Source organism: Exiguobacterium sp. TDN 0502, from assembly GCF_050846835.1.
Taxonomy (GTDB): domain Bacteria; phylum Bacillota; class Bacilli; order Exiguobacteriales; family Exiguobacteriaceae; genus Exiguobacterium_A.
The window spans coordinates 68,403-87,584 of record NZ_JBOZGJ010000007.1; the positions used below are offsets into that span (position 1 = coordinate 68,403).

A 19,182-nucleotide genomic window follows, 5' to 3' on the forward strand; every position below is an offset into this window, starting at 1 on the left:
GTTTTTTACTCAGAAATTTTTAAATTCGTCGTCCGGATCGTTCCCCATGGTGACACATCCGCACGGACTTCCAGGGCTTTTGCTTTCTCATATTGTTTTCCGCTTCCCTGTTCGACATAATACTGTGTCAGCTGTGGAATCGACACATATCGATCATAATAATCACCAGCGACACTTCCAAAGAATCGTTCATTCGAAATCCGATCGATGTGAGCATAACCAGAAGCATCCGTCTTGAAGCTGACATAGACACGTCCGTTCTGAATCGTCGGACCTGGTTTTAAATCCGGATACTGAAGCATCACGTATTCACCGTAAACGGGATCAAACGGATCAAACGGTTCTGCCCGAAAGCGATACGATGTTCCGAACCAAGAGGTCGCAAAAAAGCTAACGATCAACAAACCGACGGCGCACGTCTGCAATACGGGCATGAGATAGCGTTTCATGACGCCACACCTCCTCTACGGCGCAACCACCATAAGACACCCGACAATAGGAAGATGAGCAGCGCACCGATGAGGAAAAATAAGGACATGTTCAACCGATCCCACGCATAGATGACGTATATCGCGATTTGAACGAGAATGAAATAGAGAAAAGCTGGCCAGACGACGGCATGACGGCGTTCTTGATATAACAGATACAGTAGCGCGGATAATTCAAAAAGGATAGCGAGTAGAATCGCCTGTTCATCGAGCCAAAGGACTCCGACGAAACCAAGCGGAACGATGAATAATAAAGAACGGTGTTTTTGATAGAGGAAGATTCCTAACCCGATAGATACGATTGCTAGCAGAACTGCTTCTGTCACGGAAGGTAATGCAACGGTTGATTCCGCCCGAACGGACAGATAGACGATTGAACTAATAGCAGCAACAATCAGATAGATCATCTCAACGATTCGGCGGTTGGACTCCTCGCGAACAAGCCAGAGCACTGGAACGAGTAAGAATAGCGTCCAGACCGGCCACAGGAATCCGTCATATGACACGAGGAGAAATAAGGATAAGCCGCTGAAAAAGAGAAACAACCAGCTAAACAAAAGTGACGGCAGACGCTGACTGAAGTAAAACCAGCTGAACGACAAAATGACCATCAGACCGAATGATGTCCAGTCGAGATAACTCGCCTGCTCCTGACCAAAGCCCCCGAGACTTGTGAAGATTGTCCATCCGGAAAGGAAAGCGACGACACCGTATGCTTCGTGACGCCACAGCACATAATGCACTAATGCGGCGACAAACACACACCAACCGAGTAACGCGCCTTCCATCGGCAAGTGAAAACTTTGAACAACAACAAGAATCGAGGCACCAAACGCTAGAATTCCACCGATTCGAAAGATGATTGGATGAAGAATACTCCGACGCTCCGAAAGATCTGCCATGACGTAACAGCCCCACATCAGTGCTACGACGAGTCCGATTTTCCAGCCGATCGGCATCGCTTGCCAGTTGGCAGCTAAAAAGCTGAACACAGCTAATGCAACGAACGTACCGCCTACGATTAACAAGAGTGGTAGACGTTGCTTCTCCTTACGATGGTTCTCATAATTAACGATTCGTTCAATGGTTGCTTCGTCCAAAAGACCTGCTTCGCTCCACTCGGTCAACTTGCGTAACTGCTTCACCGTACCCACCTCCTTCGACGTGTTAGATACTTATTAAATTCCCGTTTTAACGTCGTCTCAAGCCCGGAACAACACGGATTTCAAGTTATTTGTTCAGTCCGTCACAGAAATGTTGACAGACAAAAAAAGCCAGGAAGACAGGCTTCCTCGCTTTTTGTAATCAATTGTTTAAACGCGGAAACGGGCAACGAGTACCTGTAATTCTTCCGCCATATCGGATAATGCTTTCGCTGATTGCGAAATCTCTTCCATCGCACTCAACTGCTCTTCCGTCGTCGTTGCGACTTGTTTTGACGCAGATGAGTTCTCTTGCGCGATATGGGCGATTTCCGTCGCAGACGCTGACACTTCTTGGACGTTCGCCGCAATCTCCTCGACCGTCGCCGTCACGTCTTCGATCCGTGGTGTCATCTCCTGCGTGCGTTCAAGGATCTTCTGGAAACGTTCTGCCGATGCTTCTGTCGTCGACAAACCGGCTTTCGTCTGCCCTGAGACTTCCTTCATCAGCGTGACCGACTGATCCGTTTCCTGTTTGATGTTTTGAATCAGCTGCGCAATCTGCTTCGTTGAATCCTGCGACTGCTCTGCCAGTTTACGTACTTCACTCGCGACGACGGCAAAGCCTTTTCCGTTTTCGCCTGCGCGTGCCGCTTCAATCGCCGCGTTCAGTGCCAATAAATTCGTTTGTTCGGCAATGCCATTGATGACATCGACGATTTTTCCGATCTCATTTGAACGATGTGCGAGTGAACTGATGACGCCACCAAAGTTTTGAACAGAGGCATCGATTTCTTTCATCTGCTGGACGTTCTGCAGTACAGCAACTGTTCCGTTCTCAGCTTCTGTAGCCGTTGAACGTGACAGTTCCGAGACGTCCGTCGAGCTCTCGGCGATTCGCATGATGCCGGCTGTAATCGACTGGAGCGAAACAGCGTTCGCATCGAGTTGACGTTTCGATTGATCTGCTCCTGCTGCGACCTGTTGAATCGATCCCGCGATCTGTTCCGATGCCGATGTCGTTTGGGCAGAGTTCGCCATCAATTCCTGGGAAGAGCCCGCCACTTGTGTGATTGACTGATCGAGATTGATGATGATGGAGCGGAGTGAATCGACCATGACGTTAAAGCTTTGTGCGACCTGTCCGACTTCATCGTTTGACTCGACGATGACGGGTTCCGTTAAATCACCAGCTTGAATCCGTTCTGCTCCACGCGTCAAATGACCGAGTGGGCGGAGGATCGACCGCAGAATGAAATAGATGAAGACAGCTGCAATAAGCAACATCCCACCGATGACGGCGAGTGTCGTCCAAAGAATACTCGACGTCGCATCGGTGATTTCATGATCGTACAGTGTTCCGGCAACTTTCCACTTCGTCAGATCGTTCGTCATGAAATCCATCTGCTTGCCTTCATTTTCGAATTCATACGAAAATCGTCCGGCAGGATCCGCATAGAGTGGGGCTACCCAGCTCCCTGTCGCTTTTTCACCTGGTTTTAGTGTCGGGTGCGTAACGAACTTCTTATTCGAATCGAGAATCGTCACATAACCTTCTTTACCAATTTTAATCTTTTTTGCGATTTCCGCGATGCGGTCGACATCGACATCAATCGCCACGACGCCTTTGCCGTTACCCGTTGTCTGTGACAATGTCACCATCATCTTGTTCGAGGCCGCATCAACGTACGGATCGGTGATGACGACTTTTCCGCCTGCTGCTTCCGCTGACTGATACCATGGGCGTTCACGTGGGTCATAATTCTCGGGCATGACCTGTTCCGGGAAAATGTTCATATCTCCTTCCGTCGTCGCGAAATAGATGTTCGCTGCTTGCGGATGCATATCAAGGTATTCCGTCATTTTTTCCTTTAACGCTGCATTTTGTTTTCCTTGTTGATAGAGCGTTCCATCAATCCGGTCCGCAAAAAAGGCAACATCGCGTCGCATCGGATCAATGATGTTCTGAATCTCATCGTTCATCCGATCGACTCCACCGTGGGCCGATTGCAGGATTTGTTCCGTCATCTTTTGTTTCGCGAGATCATAGGCAACAAAGCCAATCACTAACGCAGGAATCATTAAGAGCAGAACTGATGTCACGATTAATTTTTGTTTGATACTCATCGTTCGTTTCATCTTTTGTTCCATGTGTCACTCCATTCTCGAGTGCAGGGACTCGCTATTCTACCTTCTTTATCGGAAGAACAACGAAAATGTTCATAGAAAAATGGATAATCGTTCATAGATTCACATGAAAAAAGACGACTCCTTTTGAGTCGTCTGAGACTGAAGACAACGTGTAATTGTTCTCTAACGAGAAGGATTTGCTTTTTTGTTCGTCTCGCATCGTTTTCCTGGGACAAGCATCGCGCCGCTTCACTTCGTTGCAGGGTCGCTCCTGCTTGTTTTTCCCTAGGAAGCGATTTCGAGTGAACAAAACGCTTCTCTCCTCTTTCTTCCGGGTATAAAAAAAGTAGAAACGAAGAAGGAGGAGGACTTCCAATGATGGGTAAGAGAAATCACCATCATCGATCAGAACATGTCACCATCACATTGGAACAACTGGTCCCGCAGGACCACCTTGTCCGCAAACTCGATGCGGTTATCGATGTCGACTTCATCTATCGTGCCGTCAGCGAAAATAATGGCAGACCAAGCATCGACCCCGTCCTATTAATCAAGATGGCGCTTCTCCAATATGTATTCGGTATTCCTTCCATGCGACGTACCATCAAAGAGATCGAGACTAACGTGGCGTACCGTTGGTTTTTAGGTCTTGGGCTGGATGAGAAGGTGCCCCATTTCTCTACGTTCGGGAAGAACTACGTCCGTCGCTTTCGGGATACGGACGTCTTTGAGAGTATTTTTTATCGTGTCCTCACTCAAGGAATCGAAGCCGGGTTCGTGGACCCTTCGGTCCTGTTTATCGACTCCACCCACATCAAGGCGAACGCAAATAAACGGAAGCTCAAGAAGAAGCTCGTTCGGCGCGCTGCCCAGCAGTACAAGGACGAATTAGATCAAGAAGTCAACGAGGATCGGATCTTACATGGAAAAAAGCCCTTCACCCCCAAGACGAAGAGTGTTGAAGAACGTCAGATAAAGGAGAGCACGACAGATCCGGAGAGTGGCTATTACGTGAAGGGGGAACGTGAGAAGCAATTCGCTTATTCGTGTCATACGGCCTGTGACCGACATGGTTTTGTCCTCGGGATGATTGTGACACCAGGCAATGTCCACGATAGTGTCGTCTTCCCTTCACTTCTTCAAACCGTCACGGAACACTTCGGGAAACCATTCGCCGTCGTTGCCGACGCTGCCTATAAGACGATTCCGATCGCCCACCGTCTTCGCGAACAAGATATTTTAGCAGTCTTCCCGTATACACGCCCCGGAGGGGTGAAGGGGATGTTAAAGAAGAAGGACTTCTTTTATGACGAATACTATGACTGTTATCTTTGTGAGAACAATCAGATCCTCCGTTACCGGACGACGACTCGGGATGGCTACCGGGAGTATGTCTCTGATCCTCGTATTTGCGAGACATGTCCACTCCTTTCACAGTGTACGAAGAGTCGTGATCACAGAAAAGTCATCCTCCGTCATCTCTGGCAAGAAGCAATGGATGAAGTCGAGCATCTCAGACATACGGATGTGAATCGAGCGTTGTATCGAAAACGTCAGGAAACAATCGAACGTGTCTTCGCAGACGCGAAAGAGAAGCATGGCATGCGTTGGACCCGCTACCGCGGAGTGAAAAAAACGACGCTTCAAGCGATGCTTACTTTCATTGCCCTGAACCTCAAAAAAATTGCGAATTGGTCCTGGGATTCCTCAGGGAATCCACGTTTCTTTGACATTTTAGTGATCAATACATACAACAAACCCTCATTTCGCTCACGAAATGAGGGTTTGTCTACAATCTGAGACGACTCCTTTTGAGTCGTCTGAGACTGAAGACAACGTGTAATTGTTCTCTAACGAGAAGGATTTGCTTTTTTGTTCGTCTCGCATCGTTTTCCTGGGACAAGCATCGCGCCGCTTCGCTTCGCTGCAGGGTCGCTCTTGCTTGTTTTTCCCTAGGAAGCGATGTCGAGTTAACAAAACGCTTCTCTGATCCTTCTTTCGGGTATAAAAAGAATGAGACGTTACACGTCACTCCTACAGGAAAAAGCGCGACTTTGCGCTGTCAGAGACAAACAAGGCCCGTTTTCCTGCTCAAATGGAGCGGGAAAACGGGCTTGTGTCTCGCCTGAGGGAAGGGCATGAAAAGACAAGTCATTCTTTTTTTGAGAGTCAACCCATTTGTCTAAAATCTGAGACAATCTGAGACGACTCCTTTTGAGTCGTCTCCCTTGGTAACGCTTAGGCTTCTTGATCGCCCTTCCAGTTCATCATACCGCCTTCAACGTTGACGACGTCGTATCCGTATTGCTCGAGGAAACGACCAACGTTTTCACTGCGTCCGCCGGCTTTGCAGATCAAGTAGTACGTTTCGCCTTCTTGTAATTCTGTATAGCGTTCACCGATCTCAGACATCGGAAGGAAGCGGACATTCGGAATATGTCCTGCATCATATTCGTCCTGCTCGCGTACGTCGACGACATGCAACGCCTCGCCCGCCTCTAATCGCTCTTGTAATTCATCTACATGAATCGTTTTCATCTCGTATGACCTCCTGTATCGTTCTGACGTAAGTGTAGCAAATCTCTCATTAAAACAAAACGAAACCGTTCTATACAATGGAACGAAAAAAGACGGATCCACTTACGGATCCGTCCATAGTATTATTCCCCTGATGCCCGCCGCGTCGATTGACGTGTCTCCTTATGCATTCCCCGTGCATAATAGACAGCAATCAGAATCGCATACCACAGTGGTCCGACAACCAGCGCAATCCGTGTACTTGCATCAAACGCCATCAAGACGATGACACCGGCAAGTGCTGCGAGTGCGATATAGTTCGCAACCGGGAAGAACGGGACAGCGAACTCAGCTGAACCATGTACTTTCCGGGCCCGCATTTGTGCGATTAAAATCATCGCCCACGTCCAGACGGCACCGAACGTTGCGATACTCGTCACGATTGCAAAGACATCTTCCGGTAAGAAGTAGTTCAAGGCAACACCAACGAGTAAGGCAACACCCGACAAAATCGTCGCCAGTGCCGGAACACCGTTTTTCGAGATTTTCGAGAAACTGCGTGGTGCTTCACTGTTCTCAGATAGGTTCATCATCATCCGGGCTGTCGAGAAGATCCCCGAATTACATGACGAGAGTGCTGCCGTCAAGACAACGAAATTGATGATACCGGCTGCTGCCGGAATACCAAGTGAATCAAATAACAATACGAACGGACTGCTGTTGTTCGCCCCGACTTGATCCCATGGATAAATCGATAAAATGACGAAGAGCGCCCCGATGTAGAAGACTAATATCCGAAGGAAGACGTTATTAACGGCTTTTCGAATCGTTTTCTTCGGATTCTTCGCTTCCCCTGCTGTGACCCCAATCACTTCAATTCCTAAGAAGGCAAACATGACCATCTGCATGGCAAGGAGTACGCCACCGAATCCGTTCGGCAGGAATCCACCATGTGACCACAGGTTTGAGATTCCAACCGGTGTGCCGCCGTTTCCAAGACCAATGACAATCGTCAAAGTCCCTAAGATGATCATGGCGACGATGGCGACGATTTTAATTAACGCAAACCAAAACTCGAATTCACCATAAAATTTAACAGCAATGAAGTTGATGCTCGTCATCAACACGAGTGCCGCTAGCGCCCATACCCACCCCTGGGAATCCGGGAACCACACTTTCATGTAAATACCGACCGCCGTGATTTCCGCCATACACGTAAAAATCCAGAGTAACCAATAATTCCAACCTGTTAAAAAGCCAGCTAATGGACTGACATACTTTCGGGCATACTCGGCAAAACTACCGGCGATCGGCTCCCGCACCGCAAGCTCCCCAAGTGCTCGCATGATGATGAAGATGATGATTCCGCCAATGAGATATCCGAATAAAATTCCCGGACCTGCCAGTTGGATCGCTTTCGCTGATCCGAGGAAGAGTCCGACACCGATCGCCGCCCCCAGCGACATCAATGTAATATGACGTTCTTCCAGTCCCCGATTCAACTCTGTCTGTTGTTTCATTTCTACGACGTCCTTCCCGTCTCTGTTTGATTCTTAGCAGTTCCCCGTACCGCTACGTTGTCAGTATAAAGAAGATGTGTCGATTTTGTAAACGTTTTCATATAATATTTATTACCCAATACACATACTCGGAATATTCTGATTACGTTAGCAGTATAAAAAAAGGAACCTCCTGCTACTAAATAGTATACAGGACGGCTCCTTTCGGAAAGTTACAATTGTTAATCAACTTTAGCAAGTGGCGTGTCTACTGACTCAGACTTCCCGGTCAACCGGAAGATCCCGTTCAGTAATAATGCCGTGAGAGAACCCGCGACGATCGGGCTATCCGTCAAGACACGGATTTGCGACGGCAGACCGGCAACGATTTCAGGATTCATACTGATACCTAAACCGATTCCGAGGGCAAGTGCCACCGTGATGACGTGTTCGTTCTTCGAAAAATCAACCCGCGACAGAATACGAATCCCGCTTGCTGCGACCGTTCCGAACATGATTAACATCGCCCCGCCCAAGACGGGTTTTGGAATCAACGTCGTAAACGTCGCGACTTTCGGCAAGAAACCGAGCAAGATCAAAAATCCACCGGCAAACAAAATGACCTTACGCGTCTTAACCCCTGTCAACTGGACCAGACCGACATTTTGGCTGTAGGTCGTATACGGGAAACTATTGAAGATGCCGCCAACGATTGTCGCAACGCCTTCTGCCCGGTAGCCACGTGCCAAATCCTTGTCCGTCAAACGGCGATCCGTAATCTCACCAAGCGTTAAGAATACACCCGTCGATTCGACCATCGAGACAAGACCGACGAGTGTCATCGTCAAGATCGCCGTCGCATTAAATGTCGGGACACCGAAGTAAAACGGCGTCACCATCTGGAACCAGGACGCTTCCGCCACCGGACTGAAGTCAATCATCCCCATACCAAAGGCAACGAGTGTACTGATCATCACCGCAATCAAGATAGCTGCTGCTTTTGAGAAGACCGTACCATAACGGTTCAAGATTAAAATCAAGACGATCGTTAGTCCGGCGAGTCCGAGATAACGTAAGTCACCAAAGTCCTTCGCTCCCTGTCCACCTCCGATATCGTTGATCGCAGCCGGAATCAAGGAAATCCCGATGATTGTCACGACAGAACCAAGGACGACTGGCGGAAATAAGACCGCAATCTTACTAAACCATCCTGAAATGACAAGAATGATCAGCCCACTTGCAATCAAAGCGCCATAAATCGCCGTAATCCCCTGAAGACTACCGATTGCAATCATCGGACCGACTGCCGTGAAGGTACAACCGAGGACGACCGGTAGACCGACGCCTGTATATTTTGTGACGAGCACTTGTAGTAGGGTCGCTACTCCACACATGAAGAGATCAATCGCAACTAAATAAGCTAATTCTTCACCTGACAATCCGATCGCACTCCCGACGATCAGTGGAACGACAGCTGCTCCTGTGTACATCGCGAGCACATGCTGAAGTCCGAGACTGGCGGCTTTAAAGTTCGATAGTCTCATACAGTCACCGTATCGACGAACGTCGCTTTTCCGTCCTTCAACGACTCCACGCGTGCGAGTGACTCGACACGGAATCCGGCGTCGATCAGTTTTTGACGCCCTGGTTGGAATGACTTTTCAATGACGATCCCAAAACCAGCAACTTCCGCACCTGCCTGCTCAACGAGGCGCGCGAGACCAAATGCAGCTTCCCCGTTCGCGAGGAAATCGTCGATGATCAAAACACGTTCGCCCGGCTGTAAGTACTTTTCTGCGACCGTAATCGTACTCGTCTGTTGTTTCGTAAACGAGAAGACTTCAGCTGAAATCGTTCCTTCATTCAGCGTGACCGATTTCGTCTTCCGAGCATAAACCATCGGTACCCCTAAGCGGAGTGCCGTCATCATTGCCGGGGCAATACCCCCCGCTTCGATTGTCAAAATCCGCGTGATACCGGCATCTTGGAAGCGATCCATGAACTCATAGGCGATTTCCCACATCAAAGTCGGGTCGACCTGGTGGTTTAAAAAGGCATCCACTTTCAATACTTGATCCGATAAAACGATTCCCTCTTGATTGATCATGTCGTGTAGACGTTTCATACATGCATTCTCCTCTTTAAAAAACGAAAAAACGTACAGCCGCTACCCGGGGGCAGCCACTGTACGCCAAAAAAGAGAGCAGTAACTCACCACCCGTAGTCGGACCGTTACGGCGATCCGGTAGAGACTCGTGGGCCAATTCCCACTATTATACGAGCGTTGCTATACGTTTACGTTTCGTGATTTTCGTGATGTGTATCATTGTACGGGGTTTAGCGAAAAAGTAAAGACTTTTTCACACCGCGCTTAGGCTTGGCGTTCTTCGACCGCTTGTGCTGCCGTAATGATCGCAAGTTTGTAGACATCCTCTTCGTTACAACCGCGTGAGAGATCGTTGACCGGTTTGTTCAAACCTTGAAGGATCGGACCGATTGCTTCGAATCCACCAAGACGTTGTGCGATTTTGTAGCCAATGTTTCCTGCTTCAAGACTTGGGAAGATGAAAACGTTCGCTTGACCCGCAACATCTGATTCTGGTGCTTTTGATTTCGCGACGCTTGGCACGAATGCAGCATCAAATTGGAGTTCACCGTCGATCGCAAGCTCTGGCGCACGTTCTTTAGCGATGCGCGTTGCTTCAACGACACGCTCTGTCTCAGGTGATTTTGCTGAACCTTTTGTCGAGAAGCTGAGCAATGCCACTTTCGGATCGATCCCGAATGTTTTTGCTGTTTTTGCAGAGGCGATTGCGTTCTCCGCTAGATCGTTTGCATCCGGTGCGATGTTGATCGCGCAGTCTGCGAAGACGTATTGCTCATCGTCACGTACCATGATGAAGACGCCGGATGTTTTTTTATAGCCTTCTTGCATCTTGATGATTTGAAGTGCCGGACGCACTGTATCGCCTGTTGCGTGCATTGCACCCGAGACGAGACCTTCTGCTTGTCCTGTGTGAACGAGCATCGTACCGAACGTGTTGACGTCCTTTAGAATGACTTCACGCGCTTGCTCTTCTGTTGCTTTCCCTTTACGACGCTCAACGAACGATGCGACGAGCTCATCAATGCCAGCGTAAGAAGCCGGGTCGATCGTATCGAGTCCCGTGACATCGATGCCGTTCGCTGTTGCTGTTTCTTCGATTTGTGCACGTGGTCCGATGACGACCGGTGTGACAAGACCGTCTTTTTTCAAACGGACAGCTGCGCCGAGAACACGCGCGTCAATTCCTTCTGGGAAGACGATTTTCGGTTGGTGCGCTTTAATCTTTTGTTCTAACATATCGAATAATTGCATGAGTTTCTCTCCTTTTTAGGTAAACACGACGTCGTCGATTTGATCGATTTTCTTTTCCATCGTTTATTATACACAGTTCTCAATCGTTGTTAAAACAATTTGCAAAAAAGTTATCTAACAAAAGCACTGAAGCCATATTCACCGACTATTACAGTCATTTTCAAGAATGGTACAGAGACTATTTCCAAGCAAAGTAATCTCCACTTCCCCTTTTACCCACTCTCTGCTTTTTTCATGTGTTACGATCTCATGGACAAAGACCTTTTCGGGCGAAGCGTTTCAATAGAATGTGATAAGATAGGATATGGAAAAAGACAATTTATTTCAGACTCAGGAGGTCATCCCATGCAACACCAAACATCTGAACCGACTGCTACGCAACAAGCCGCTGAAACACTCGACGGCTGGTATACATTACATGATTTCCGCCGGATCGATTGGTCACGCTTGAAACAAGTCGACGCGACAGAGCGTGCGCGTATGATTGAAGAATTCCAAGCGTTCCTCTCAGAGCTTTCTGGCGTCGAAGCGGCAAAAGACGGAAGCCACGCACTGTATACGATCATTGGTCAAAAAGCCGATCTCGTCTTGATGGTCCTTCGCCCGACGATGGAACAAATCCAAGACGTCGAAGTCAAGATGCAGAAACTTGATCTCTACGATTACTTGATTCCGACGTACTCTTACGTCTCTGTCGTCGAACTCGGTACGTACCGTGGTTCAGGCGAAGGAAACCCATACGAGAACCCTTACGTGCGTGATCGTCTCTATCCAATCTTGCCGCAAGCGAAGCACATCTGCTTCTATCCGATGAGCAAGTCACGTCGCGATGGCGACAACTGGTACACGCTCTCGATGGAAAAACGTAAAGAGCTCATGTATCGTCACGGTATGATCGGTCGGAGTTATGCTGGGAAAATTCAGCAAATCATCGGTGGATCAACTGGATTTGACGATTGGGAATGGGGCGTTACGCTCTTCTCAGACGACATTCTTCAGTTCAAGAAAATCGTCTATGAAATGCGTTTTGACGAAGTCAGCGCGAAGTACGGTGAGTTTGGTGAGTTCTTCATCGGCAACCGTCTTGAAAGTGAACAATTAACTACTCATTTTGCACTTTAATGTGTTGAATGACGTTTGATAGAAATATCTCATGGGAATATACTCCTTGCGGCTACAAAACAGACTATAAAATAGTAGGTTGATTACGTAAGGAGGAATTACCATGGGGAATGCTATGAACCGATCAACACGATCGCGTGAATTGCAATTCGCTGTGCTTTCAAAAGAGCTGAAACCGGTTGCAGATCGTGTACTGGATCGCTATGAGCAAGCATTATCGAAGCTAAACAAAACTCAAACGACAAAACGATGAATTCGTTTTGATACCTACGCCTACTCCATCGCGAGTAGGCGTTTTTCATACAAAAAAAAGACCGTTTTTCTCCAAAACAGAAGAAAAACGGTCCATCCTCATAATCCTTTATAGGCACCAATCGCGACAAAGATCCAGGCCGCGATGAATAAGACGCCACCGATCGGTGTGATCGCTCCCAGTTTCGTCACGTTCGTCAACGCCATGACGTACAGACTACCTGAGAAGAAAATGATTCCGGCGAGCATCAGCCAAGCAGCCAACGACCATTGTGGAATCGATGCTTTTAACAAGAGTCCACCGAGTGCTAAAATACCGAGCGAGTGCATCATCTGATACAGGACACCGGTCTGCCAGTTCGCGAGCATCCGTTCCGTCAACATATCTTTTAAGGCGTGGGCACCGAATGCACCCAGCGCGACCGATAACATCATCGAGATCGCGCCAATCATAATGAATACTTTCATGTTTATTCTCCCCCTAACCGTCGTGCCGGTAAATTCCATTCATAATAATACGATAGCATACGTAAAACGGTGATGAGCCCGAGCAATGTGAACAAATGCAGAGGATTCGTCAATTGGAAACGGTCAATCACGAGTGCTGCCATGACGGCCCACATCGCATAAATCTCTTTATGCAAGACAAGTGGCTTTCGACCGGCGAGCAAATCGCGAATCACCCCACCGCCAACACCCGTCAGCACAGCAGCTGAAATCGTTGCCGACAATGGCAACCCTTTTGCTGCCGCCATCAACGCCCCTTGGATCGCAAACGCAGACAACCCGAGCGCATCCGCGAGGACACCCCAACGTGTCCAGTGCGGCAAGAACAACTGGGGCAACATGAAGATCAACAAGGCAACAAGAATCGCGACTAAAAAGAGACCACCTTGCGACCACAGCGCCGATACCGGTACACCAATCAATAAGTTGCGGATGGCACCGCCACCGAACGCCGTAATTAAAGCAAGCAGCCAGACGCCGAATAAATCATATTTTTCTTCCATCGCAACGATTGCCCCACTCATCGCAAAAGCGACCGTGCCGATGATATTCAATAAGTCCCAGGACATGCACACATTTCACCTTTCTACAAAGAAATTCCAATACTTACTATACTCTCTTTTCCGTTTCCGTAAAGCATTAATTTTCTGTCACCGTTTCGACCGTTTGCGAGTGACGATTTTAGGTAAAGTAACCTATACTGAAACAAACTGTACAGGAAGCTAGGTGACCGTATGAAACGTTGGGCGCTTTATCGCATCGTCGTCATCGTGACGATGTTCGCACGTTATATTTTTACGATCTATCGATTCACCCGGAAAAACCGGCCAGGTACGAATAATGAAGAGTTTGAGCGCATCATGATCCGAATTGCGCGTGATTATAAGAAAAAAGCGTTACGGCTAGAAGGCTTACTGATCAAGCTCGGTCAGTTCTTGTCGATCCGAGCCGACTTGTTTCCGCCGTCCGTCTTGATGGAACTGACCGAACTCGTCGATAAAGTGCCTTCGAGCAAACTCGGCGAGTCACGAAAGATCATCGAAGAGGACTGGGGAATGCCGATTGAAGAGATCATCTCGGACATCAGTCCCCGCCCTGTCGCTTCGGCCTCGATTGGTGAAGTCTACAGCGGCATCCTAAAATCCAATGGTAAAAAGGTTGCGATCAAAGTCCAGCGACCGAACATCGAACAAATCATTAAGACGGATTTCCGTGCCATGCGCATCGTCATTGCCATGCTGCGCCGGACGTCCTTAAACAAATCGACTGATTTACAAAGCTTGTATCGCCAGATGGTCTTCGTGATCGGTGATGAGTTGAATTACCGGACCGAATTAAAAAACGGTCTCTACTTTAAAAAGATGTACGAGACGAACCCGGTCATCTATATTCCGAGTTATTATGAAGAACATTGTACGAATCGGGTGCTCGTCATGGAATGGATTGAAGGGACACGGATCACGGACCTTGATTATTTAGCAGAACACCAAATCGATCGTGACGAACTGGCGCGTAACCTCTTCCTGAATGCCGGTGAACAATTGCTATTTGGCGGGAAATTCCACGCCGATCCGCACCCGGGCAATGTTCTCGTCCAGTCCGATGGAAAAATCGTCCTGCTTGATTTCGGGATGATCGGCGCAACGACACCAGAAGACATGCGGGCGATCCAGCGGATTCTCCAGTCCTTTGTCACGTTGGACTATGATGCAATCGTCGATGGTCTAGAAGATCTACGTTTCCTGTTGCCGAATGCAAACAAACAAAATATCCGACAAGCGATTGAAAAAGCGGTCACGTTCTATCTCGAGAGTGATATGGAAAACGTCGATACGAAACTGATCGAGAAAGTCTTATCCGACATCGAATTGCTCGTCCGAAACGAACCGATCCAGCTCCCTGCTGAGTTTGCTTTCTTCGGACGCGCCGCCTCGACGATTCTTGGCATCTTACAAATTCTGTCACCACAGATCAATTTACTGGAACTCGCTAAACCAATGGTTCGACGCTGGTTAGATGACGAAGGGAAAAACCAGAACCGCTACCTGCAGATCGCCGGATCATATGGTGCGCGGTTGCTTGCCTTCCCGCGCCTTGTCAACGATGCGCTCAGTGAACCGACGCGTTGGCGGATCATGGAGCAGCAAAAGTTCTCTCGCGTCGCGAACATCGAATCCCTCAAAATCCGGCAGTGGACGAGTTCACTCGTCGGGATCATCAGTCTGCCGTTTAGTTATCTCGGCTATTATTTTACGCAGTACGACGTCATGGGGATTTCCTTGACGATTGCCATCATTGCCTTATGGAATGGTCGGCGGATCGGGCGACAAATCGTTCGGATTGCTGACGAACCATTCCGATAAACGACACGTTTCTTCACACCCACTTTGTGGGTGTTTTTTATTTCACAATAACTTTATGCTGCATTGATAGGTTTTTCCGATTGTCTTGCGGGGTACACCTTCAAGTAGAGAGACTACAGTAAGGAGAGGTGAAACACTTGCTTGATATTTTAATTGCCATCGTTCCCGCATTAATGTGGGGATCGTTGCCGCTCGTCGTCTCGAAAATCGGAGGTTCGACAGCGCAACAAATTATCGGAACGACTCTGGGTGCTTTGCTATTTGCCATTGTTACCTTCTTTTTTGTTAGTCCAGAGATGTCGACGACTGCTTGGGTCGCCGGATTCTTCTCGGGTGCCTTCTGGGCCCTCGGTCAAAAAAATCAGTTTGCCGCCTTCCGTCAGATGGGCGTCTCGAAGACGATGCCGATCTCAACTGGGATGCAGCTCGTCGGGACTTCCTTATTCGGGGTTCTCGCTTTCGGTGAGTGGTCAACGACAACTGCATTGATCCTTGGTATCAGTGCCCTCGTATTAATCATTGCCGGAGCAGCTTTCACCTCTTATAAGGAAGATAAGAGTAAAGAAGATGAGAACATCGGAAAAGGGTTGACGCTTCTTTTGATTTCGACCGTTGGATATGTCGGGTATGTCGTCATCGCCCGCTGGTTCGATATCAATGGATGGGAAGCGGTCTTACCGCAAGCGATCGGGATGGTCGTCAGTGCAATCCTTCTATCTTTACGTGAAGGTGACCTCTTCACTAAGAAAACAGGCGGTAACATCATCGGTGGTGTCATGTGGGCAGTCGGGAACGTTGCTCTTTTATTCGCTACAGCAAAAGTCGGCGTGGCAACGAGCTTTTCGCTCTCCCAAACCGGTGTCGTCATCTCAACGATCGGCGGCGTCCTCTTACTGAAAGAATCGAAAACGAAGAAAGAAATGACGTTCGTCATCATCGGCTGTATCTTAGTCGTTGCCGGCGGAATCATGATTGGATTTACGAAACAATAACATTGAAGGAGTGAAGGATCATGTATGAAAGCTTAAAAGGAAAAGTCGCGATCGTGACAGGTGGATCAATGGGAATCGGCGAAGCCATCGTACGCCGTTATGCAGAGGAAGGAATGCGTGTCGTCATTAATTATCGCAGCCACCCGGAAGAAGCTAAAAAAATTGCCGAATCCATTCAATCCAATGGTGGAGAAGCTATCACAGTTCAAGGAGACGTTTCAAAAGAAGACGACATGATTCATTTGGTCAAAGAAACGGTTGACCGTTTCGGTCGATTGGATGTATTCGTCAATAACGCCGGTGTCGAAATGCCTTCGCCTTCACACGAGATGTCGCTAGAAGACTGGCAAAAAGTCATCGACGTCAACTTGACAGGTGCGTTCCTCGGAGCACGTGAAGCCTTGAAGTATTTCGTTGAACACGATGTCAAAGGCAGCATCATCAACCTGTCGAGTGTCCACGAAGTGATTCCATGGCCAACGTTCGTCCACTACGCTGCAAGTAAAGGCGGCGTCAAACTGATGACGCAAACACTTGCGATGGAGTATGCGCCAAAAGGAATCCGCGTCAATGCAATCGGACCGGGTGCCATCAATACGCCGATCAACGCCGAAAAATTCGAAGATCCAGAACAGCGTAAGGAAGTCGAAAGCATGATTCCAATGGGGAATATCGGGAAGCCGGAAGAAATCTCAGCCGTTGCTGCATGGCTTGCGTCTGACGAAGCAAGTTATGTCACCGGTATCACACTCTTTGCAGACGGTGGAATGACACTTTATCCATCTTTCCAAGCAGGTCGCGGTTAACCTATTTTGAGTAGACAAGGAGAGAACCGCTGATGGCTACTTTTTTCTCATTGATCCGCCGTGGAAACAAGTCAGCACTTGCCGCCGCGATCGTCAATGCGATTATCGCTGTAATCAAATTCGTCGCTTACATCTTGACCGGAAACGTGGCGATGTTCGCTGAAATGATGCATACAATCGGTGATGCGGCGAATCAATTTTTCGTCTATATCGGTTCTGCTCTTAGTAAAAAAGCACCGACGAAACGGTTTCCGAACGGGTTTGGGCGTCTCGTCAATCTCGTCCTGCTCGCTGCCATTCTCGTCGTCGCGCTTCTCGCTTACGAGACGATCCGGGAAGGCATCCTGCATATCACGCATGGTCCTGGTGAAGAAACGACGGGACTGTGGATCATTCTGACGGCGCTTGGCATCGGTGTCATCCTCGAAGTCAGTGTCTTTTATAAGGCGATGACGGAAATTGCTCACGAGACCGGATTGAAATCTCGTGGTTTGGCGCTCGTCGCCCAAAGCTTTGCTCATCTCGGACAAGCTAAACCGGCAACACGTCTTGTTTTTATGGAAGATCTTGTTGCGACGCTCGGTGGCATCATCGCGATCATCGCTGTCCTGATTTCACATTACACTTCGTTTTATCAAGCAGAGGGCATTGCCTCGATCTTGATTGGACTGATGATGTTTTATGTCGTCTATAATGTCTTCATTCAAAACGCAGCCGGCGCACTCGGTGAAATTGATGAAGTCCTGACGGCTAAAATCGGGGAAATCTTATTACGTGACGAAGCGGTTCGCGATATCGAAAAACTCGAAGTCATCAAGGAGGGCGATCATTTTCATGTCGAAACTGAAATCGAAGTCGATCCGAACATGACAATTGCTGAGGCCGATGACATCAAAGACCGGCTTGAATTGCAAATCCGGATTCTTAAAGGGGTCACAGATGTCACGATTTCCTTTGATGAAGATGATAACGTACAGCAGTATCAACCACCGCCACCACCTGTATGACGGGGCTGACTCAAAAGTCAGTTTCCACAAAGATAAGGGTGGCAGAATGATGTGCTGCCATCCTGATCTCATAACAAAAAGAATGACGCGTTTCACGCAACTCCTACAGGAATAAGCGCATCTTTGCGCTGTCAGAGACGAACAAGACCCGCTTTCCTGCTTGAATAAAGCAGGAAAACTGGCTTGTGTCTCGCCTGAGGAAAAGGCGTGAAAAGACGCGTCATTCTTTTTTGAGTCAGCCTCGTGCTTATTAGCGCGCCGCCCGGACGAAGCCGGATTCTTTTGCTTCTTTTTCGGTACAGAACCGTTGTTCCGGCTTCACCTCGTCGTAGGATTGACCACCCGGTACATGATAGATTTTTTTACCGGACCGATTGATGTTTCCTTTGATTGCACAGCTTTCTGCCGCTTCACCGTTCCGGTCGCTGACAGCCTGATCATCAAAACCGCGATTCGTAACATATCCGTCAATCTCCCAAATGTTTTTCTTTTGTTCTTTCGCTTTCTGCTCGATGTCTTCAAATACATCGACATACCTTGTATCCGGCTCATAGACGAACGCCACACGCGCCAACCCGTTGCGAAGTAACTCCTGATTCAACATCTTGTCCCCATACCAGACATAGGCCAGTACCCGTCCGTAACGATCGGTTCGGGAATGATCCCGTTCGAGCCGGATGGCTGTTCCGCTTGGTAATGCCTCTTTCGTGAACTGGGATGCTTCGTTTCCGTAAGGCTGAACCGGCGTATCCGGTTTAACGGTTTCCGGTGTATCGACCAGCAACAAACGGACACTCTCCGCTTTTCCGTCAGCGAGTCTCACTTTCAACGTATCGCCGTCAATAACCCGTTCGACCGTTGCTTTCGTGATGTTCTCATCATTCGGTTTTTTGATTCCTAGTCTATTGGTTTCTTCCGGCGCACACCCCATGAGGGTCAACAACAATACCAAAACGATCATAAAGAACCGCCGCATACTCGTCTCCCCCTTTCCATACA

18 protein-coding genes and 1 riboswitch are annotated in these 19,182 nt (G+C 48.4%); of the genes, 7 read left to right on the forward strand and 11 right to left on the reverse strand.

Annotated features, from left to right (window positions below):
* Positions 1–5: 5 nt before the first annotated feature.
* The 3 genes from ACRPK8_RS09170 to ACRPK8_RS09180 all read right to left on the reverse strand — a co-directional run bounded on the left by ACRPK8_RS09170 (position 6) and on the right by ACRPK8_RS09180 (position 3,769).
* On the reverse strand, positions 6–449 hold the full coding sequence (locus ACRPK8_RS09170) for a GDYXXLXY domain-containing protein (RefSeq protein WP_432237955.1): 444 nt from the start codon (positions 447–449) through the stop codon (positions 6–8).
* Complete coding sequence (locus tag ACRPK8_RS09175; RefSeq protein WP_432237956.1) at positions 446–1,633, reverse strand: DUF2157 domain-containing protein; 1,188 nt, start codon at positions 1,631–1,633, stop codon at positions 446–448. Before ACRPK8_RS09175 ends, ACRPK8_RS09170 begins: the two co-directional genes overlap by 4 nt.
* Positions 1,634–1,801: 168 nt before the next feature.
* On the reverse strand, positions 1,802–3,769 hold the full coding sequence (locus ACRPK8_RS09180; protein WP_432237957.1) for a methyl-accepting chemotaxis protein: 1,968 nt from the start codon (positions 3,767–3,769) through the stop codon (positions 1,802–1,804).
* A gap of 366 nt (positions 3,770–4,135) precedes the next feature.
* On the opposite strand from ACRPK8_RS09180, the gene ACRPK8_RS09185 reads away from it, so the two are divergent.
* Positions 4,136–5,560, forward strand: coding sequence for an IS1182 family transposase (locus tag ACRPK8_RS09185; protein WP_432237958.1), 1,425 nt, complete (start codon positions 4,136–4,138; stop codon positions 5,558–5,560).
* A 438-nt stretch (positions 5,561–5,998) separates the two neighbouring features.
* Here ACRPK8_RS09185 and ACRPK8_RS09190 read toward each other — a convergent pair whose 3' ends face one another.
* The 5 genes from ACRPK8_RS09190 to pta form a co-directional block, all read right to left on the reverse strand.
* Entirely contained in the window at positions 5,999–6,298 is a 300-nt protein-coding gene (locus tag ACRPK8_RS09190) for a rhodanese-like domain-containing protein (protein ID WP_432237959.1), read from the reverse strand.
* A gap of 122 nt (positions 6,299–6,420) precedes the next feature.
* Positions 6,421–7,797, reverse strand: a complete 1,377-nt coding sequence (locus tag ACRPK8_RS09195) for an amino acid permease (RefSeq protein WP_432237960.1) — start codon at positions 7,795–7,797, stop codon at positions 6,421–6,423.
* Between the two features lie 221 nt (positions 7,798–8,018).
* The gene (locus tag ACRPK8_RS09200) at positions 8,019–9,320 is read right to left on the reverse strand and encodes a nucleobase:cation symporter-2 family protein (protein ID WP_432237961.1); all 1,302 of its coding nucleotides are present in this window, start codon (positions 9,318–9,320) and stop codon (positions 8,019–8,021) included.
* On the reverse strand, positions 9,317–9,901 hold the full coding sequence (locus tag ACRPK8_RS09205) for a xanthine phosphoribosyltransferase (RefSeq protein ID WP_432237962.1): 585 nt from the start codon (positions 9,899–9,901) through the stop codon (positions 9,317–9,319). Before ACRPK8_RS09205 ends, ACRPK8_RS09200 begins: the two co-directional genes overlap by 4 nt.
* 76 nt (positions 9,902–9,977) lie before the next feature.
* A riboswitch (purine riboswitch) is annotated at positions 9,978–10,077 on the reverse strand.
* Between the two features lie 70 nt (positions 10,078–10,147).
* Positions 10,148–11,134 (reverse strand): phosphate acetyltransferase, encoded by a 987-nt coding sequence (pta, locus tag ACRPK8_RS09210; RefSeq protein WP_432237963.1) that lies wholly within the window; start codon positions 11,132–11,134, stop codon positions 10,148–10,150.
* 345 nt (positions 11,135–11,479) lie between these two features.
* On the opposite strand from pta, the gene hemQ reads away from it, so the two are divergent.
* Positions 11,480–12,256 (forward strand): hydrogen peroxide-dependent heme synthase, encoded by a 777-nt coding sequence (hemQ, locus tag ACRPK8_RS09215; protein WP_432237964.1) that lies wholly within the window; start codon positions 11,480–11,482, stop codon positions 12,254–12,256.
* Positions 12,257–12,359: 103 nt separating this feature from the next.
* Positions 12,360–12,509 carry a hypothetical protein gene (locus tag ACRPK8_RS09220; protein WP_023466754.1) on the forward strand — a complete coding sequence of 50 codons (150 nt, stop codon included), beginning with the start codon at positions 12,360–12,362 and terminating at the stop codon, positions 12,507–12,509.
* 98 nt (positions 12,510–12,607) lie between these two features.
* On the opposite strand, the gene ACRPK8_RS09225 is transcribed toward ACRPK8_RS09220, so the two are convergent.
* Positions 12,608–12,976, reverse strand: a complete 369-nt coding sequence (locus ACRPK8_RS09225) for a DUF423 domain-containing protein (protein WP_432237965.1) — start codon at positions 12,974–12,976, stop codon at positions 12,608–12,610.
* A gap of 2 nt (positions 12,977–12,978) precedes the next feature.
* The gene (locus tag ACRPK8_RS09230) at positions 12,979–13,584 is read right to left on the reverse strand and encodes a trimeric intracellular cation channel family protein (RefSeq protein ID WP_432237966.1); all 606 of its coding nucleotides are present in this window, start codon (positions 13,582–13,584) and stop codon (positions 12,979–12,981) included.
* Positions 13,585–13,749: 165 nt separating this feature from the next.
* Between ACRPK8_RS09230 and ACRPK8_RS09235 the strand changes: the two genes are divergently transcribed.
* The 4 genes from ACRPK8_RS09235 (at position 13,750) to ACRPK8_RS09250 (ending at position 18,183) form a co-directional block, all read left to right on the forward strand.
* The gene (locus tag ACRPK8_RS09235; protein WP_432237967.1) at positions 13,750–15,378 is read left to right on the forward strand and encodes an ABC1 kinase family protein; all 1,629 of its coding nucleotides are present in this window, start codon (positions 13,750–13,752) and stop codon (positions 15,376–15,378) included.
* Positions 15,379–15,515: 137 nt separating this feature from the next.
* Positions 15,516–16,370 (forward strand): GRP family sugar transporter, encoded by an 855-nt coding sequence (locus tag ACRPK8_RS09240; protein ID WP_432237968.1) that lies wholly within the window; start codon positions 15,516–15,518, stop codon positions 16,368–16,370.
* Between the two features lie 20 nt (positions 16,371–16,390).
* Positions 16,391–17,176: an SDR family oxidoreductase gene (locus tag ACRPK8_RS09245; protein WP_432237969.1), complete on the forward strand. Its 786-nt coding sequence runs from the start codon at positions 16,391–16,393 to the stop codon at positions 17,174–17,176.
* Between the two features lie 32 nt (positions 17,177–17,208).
* Positions 17,209–18,183 carry a cation diffusion facilitator family transporter gene (locus tag ACRPK8_RS09250; protein ID WP_432237970.1) on the forward strand — a complete coding sequence of 325 codons (975 nt, stop codon included), beginning with the start codon at positions 17,209–17,211 and terminating at the stop codon, positions 18,181–18,183.
* A 250-nt stretch (positions 18,184–18,433) separates the two neighbouring features.
* Here the strand turns inward: ACRPK8_RS09250 and ACRPK8_RS09255 are convergent, their stop codons facing one another.
* Positions 18,434–19,159 (reverse strand): thermonuclease family protein, encoded by a 726-nt coding sequence (locus ACRPK8_RS09255; RefSeq protein WP_432237971.1) that lies wholly within the window; start codon positions 19,157–19,159, stop codon positions 18,434–18,436.
* Positions 19,160–19,182 lie beyond the last annotated feature (23 nt).

Coding starts and splice junctions, on each gene's coding strand:
- ACRPK8_RS09225 (WP_432237965.1), bottom strand. CDS start 12,976: ATGAAAGTATTCATTATGATTGGCGCGATCTCGATGATGTTATCGGTC.
- ACRPK8_RS09220 (WP_023466754.1), top strand. CDS start 12,360: ATGGGGAATGCTATGAACCGATCAACACGATCGCGTGAATTGCAATTC.
- ACRPK8_RS09230 (WP_432237966.1), bottom strand. CDS start 13,584: ATGTCCTGGGACTTATTGAATATCATCGGCACGGTCGCTTTTGCGATG.
- ACRPK8_RS09205 (WP_432237962.1), bottom strand. CDS start 9,901: ATGAAACGTCTACACGACATGATCAATCAAGAGGGAATCGTTTTATCG.
- hemQ (WP_432237964.1), top strand. CDS start 11,480: ATGCAACACCAAACATCTGAACCGACTGCTACGCAACAAGCCGCTGAA.
- ACRPK8_RS09235 (WP_432237967.1), top strand. CDS start 13,750: ATGAAACGTTGGGCGCTTTATCGCATCGTCGTCATCGTGACGATGTTC.
- ACRPK8_RS09185 (WP_432237958.1), top strand. CDS start 4,136: ATGATGGGTAAGAGAAATCACCATCATCGATCAGAACATGTCACCATC.
- ACRPK8_RS09180 (WP_432237957.1), bottom strand. CDS start 3,769: ATGAAACGAACGATGAGTATCAAACAAAAATTAATCGTGACATCAGTT.
- ACRPK8_RS09170 (WP_432237955.1), bottom strand. CDS start 449: ATGAAACGCTATCTCATGCCCGTATTGCAGACGTGCGCCGTCGGTTTG.
- ACRPK8_RS09195 (WP_432237960.1), bottom strand. CDS start 7,797: ATGAAACAACAGACAGAGTTGAATCGGGGACTGGAAGAACGTCATATT.
- pta (WP_432237963.1), bottom strand. CDS start 11,134: ATGCAATTATTCGATATGTTAGAACAAAAGATTAAAGCGCACCAACCG.
- ACRPK8_RS09250 (WP_432237970.1), top strand. CDS start 17,209: ATGGCTACTTTTTTCTCATTGATCCGCCGTGGAAACAAGTCAGCACTT.
- ACRPK8_RS09255 (WP_432237971.1), bottom strand. CDS start 19,159: ATGCGGCGGTTCTTTATGATCGTTTTGGTATTGTTGTTGACCCTCATG.
- ACRPK8_RS09245 (WP_432237969.1), top strand. CDS start 16,391: ATGTATGAAAGCTTAAAAGGAAAAGTCGCGATCGTGACAGGTGGATCA.
- ACRPK8_RS09200 (WP_432237961.1), bottom strand. CDS start 9,320: ATGAGACTATCGAACTTTAAAGCCGCCAGTCTCGGACTTCAGCATGTG.
- ACRPK8_RS09190 (WP_432237959.1), bottom strand. CDS start 6,298: ATGAAAACGATTCATGTAGATGAATTACAAGAGCGATTAGAGGCGGGC.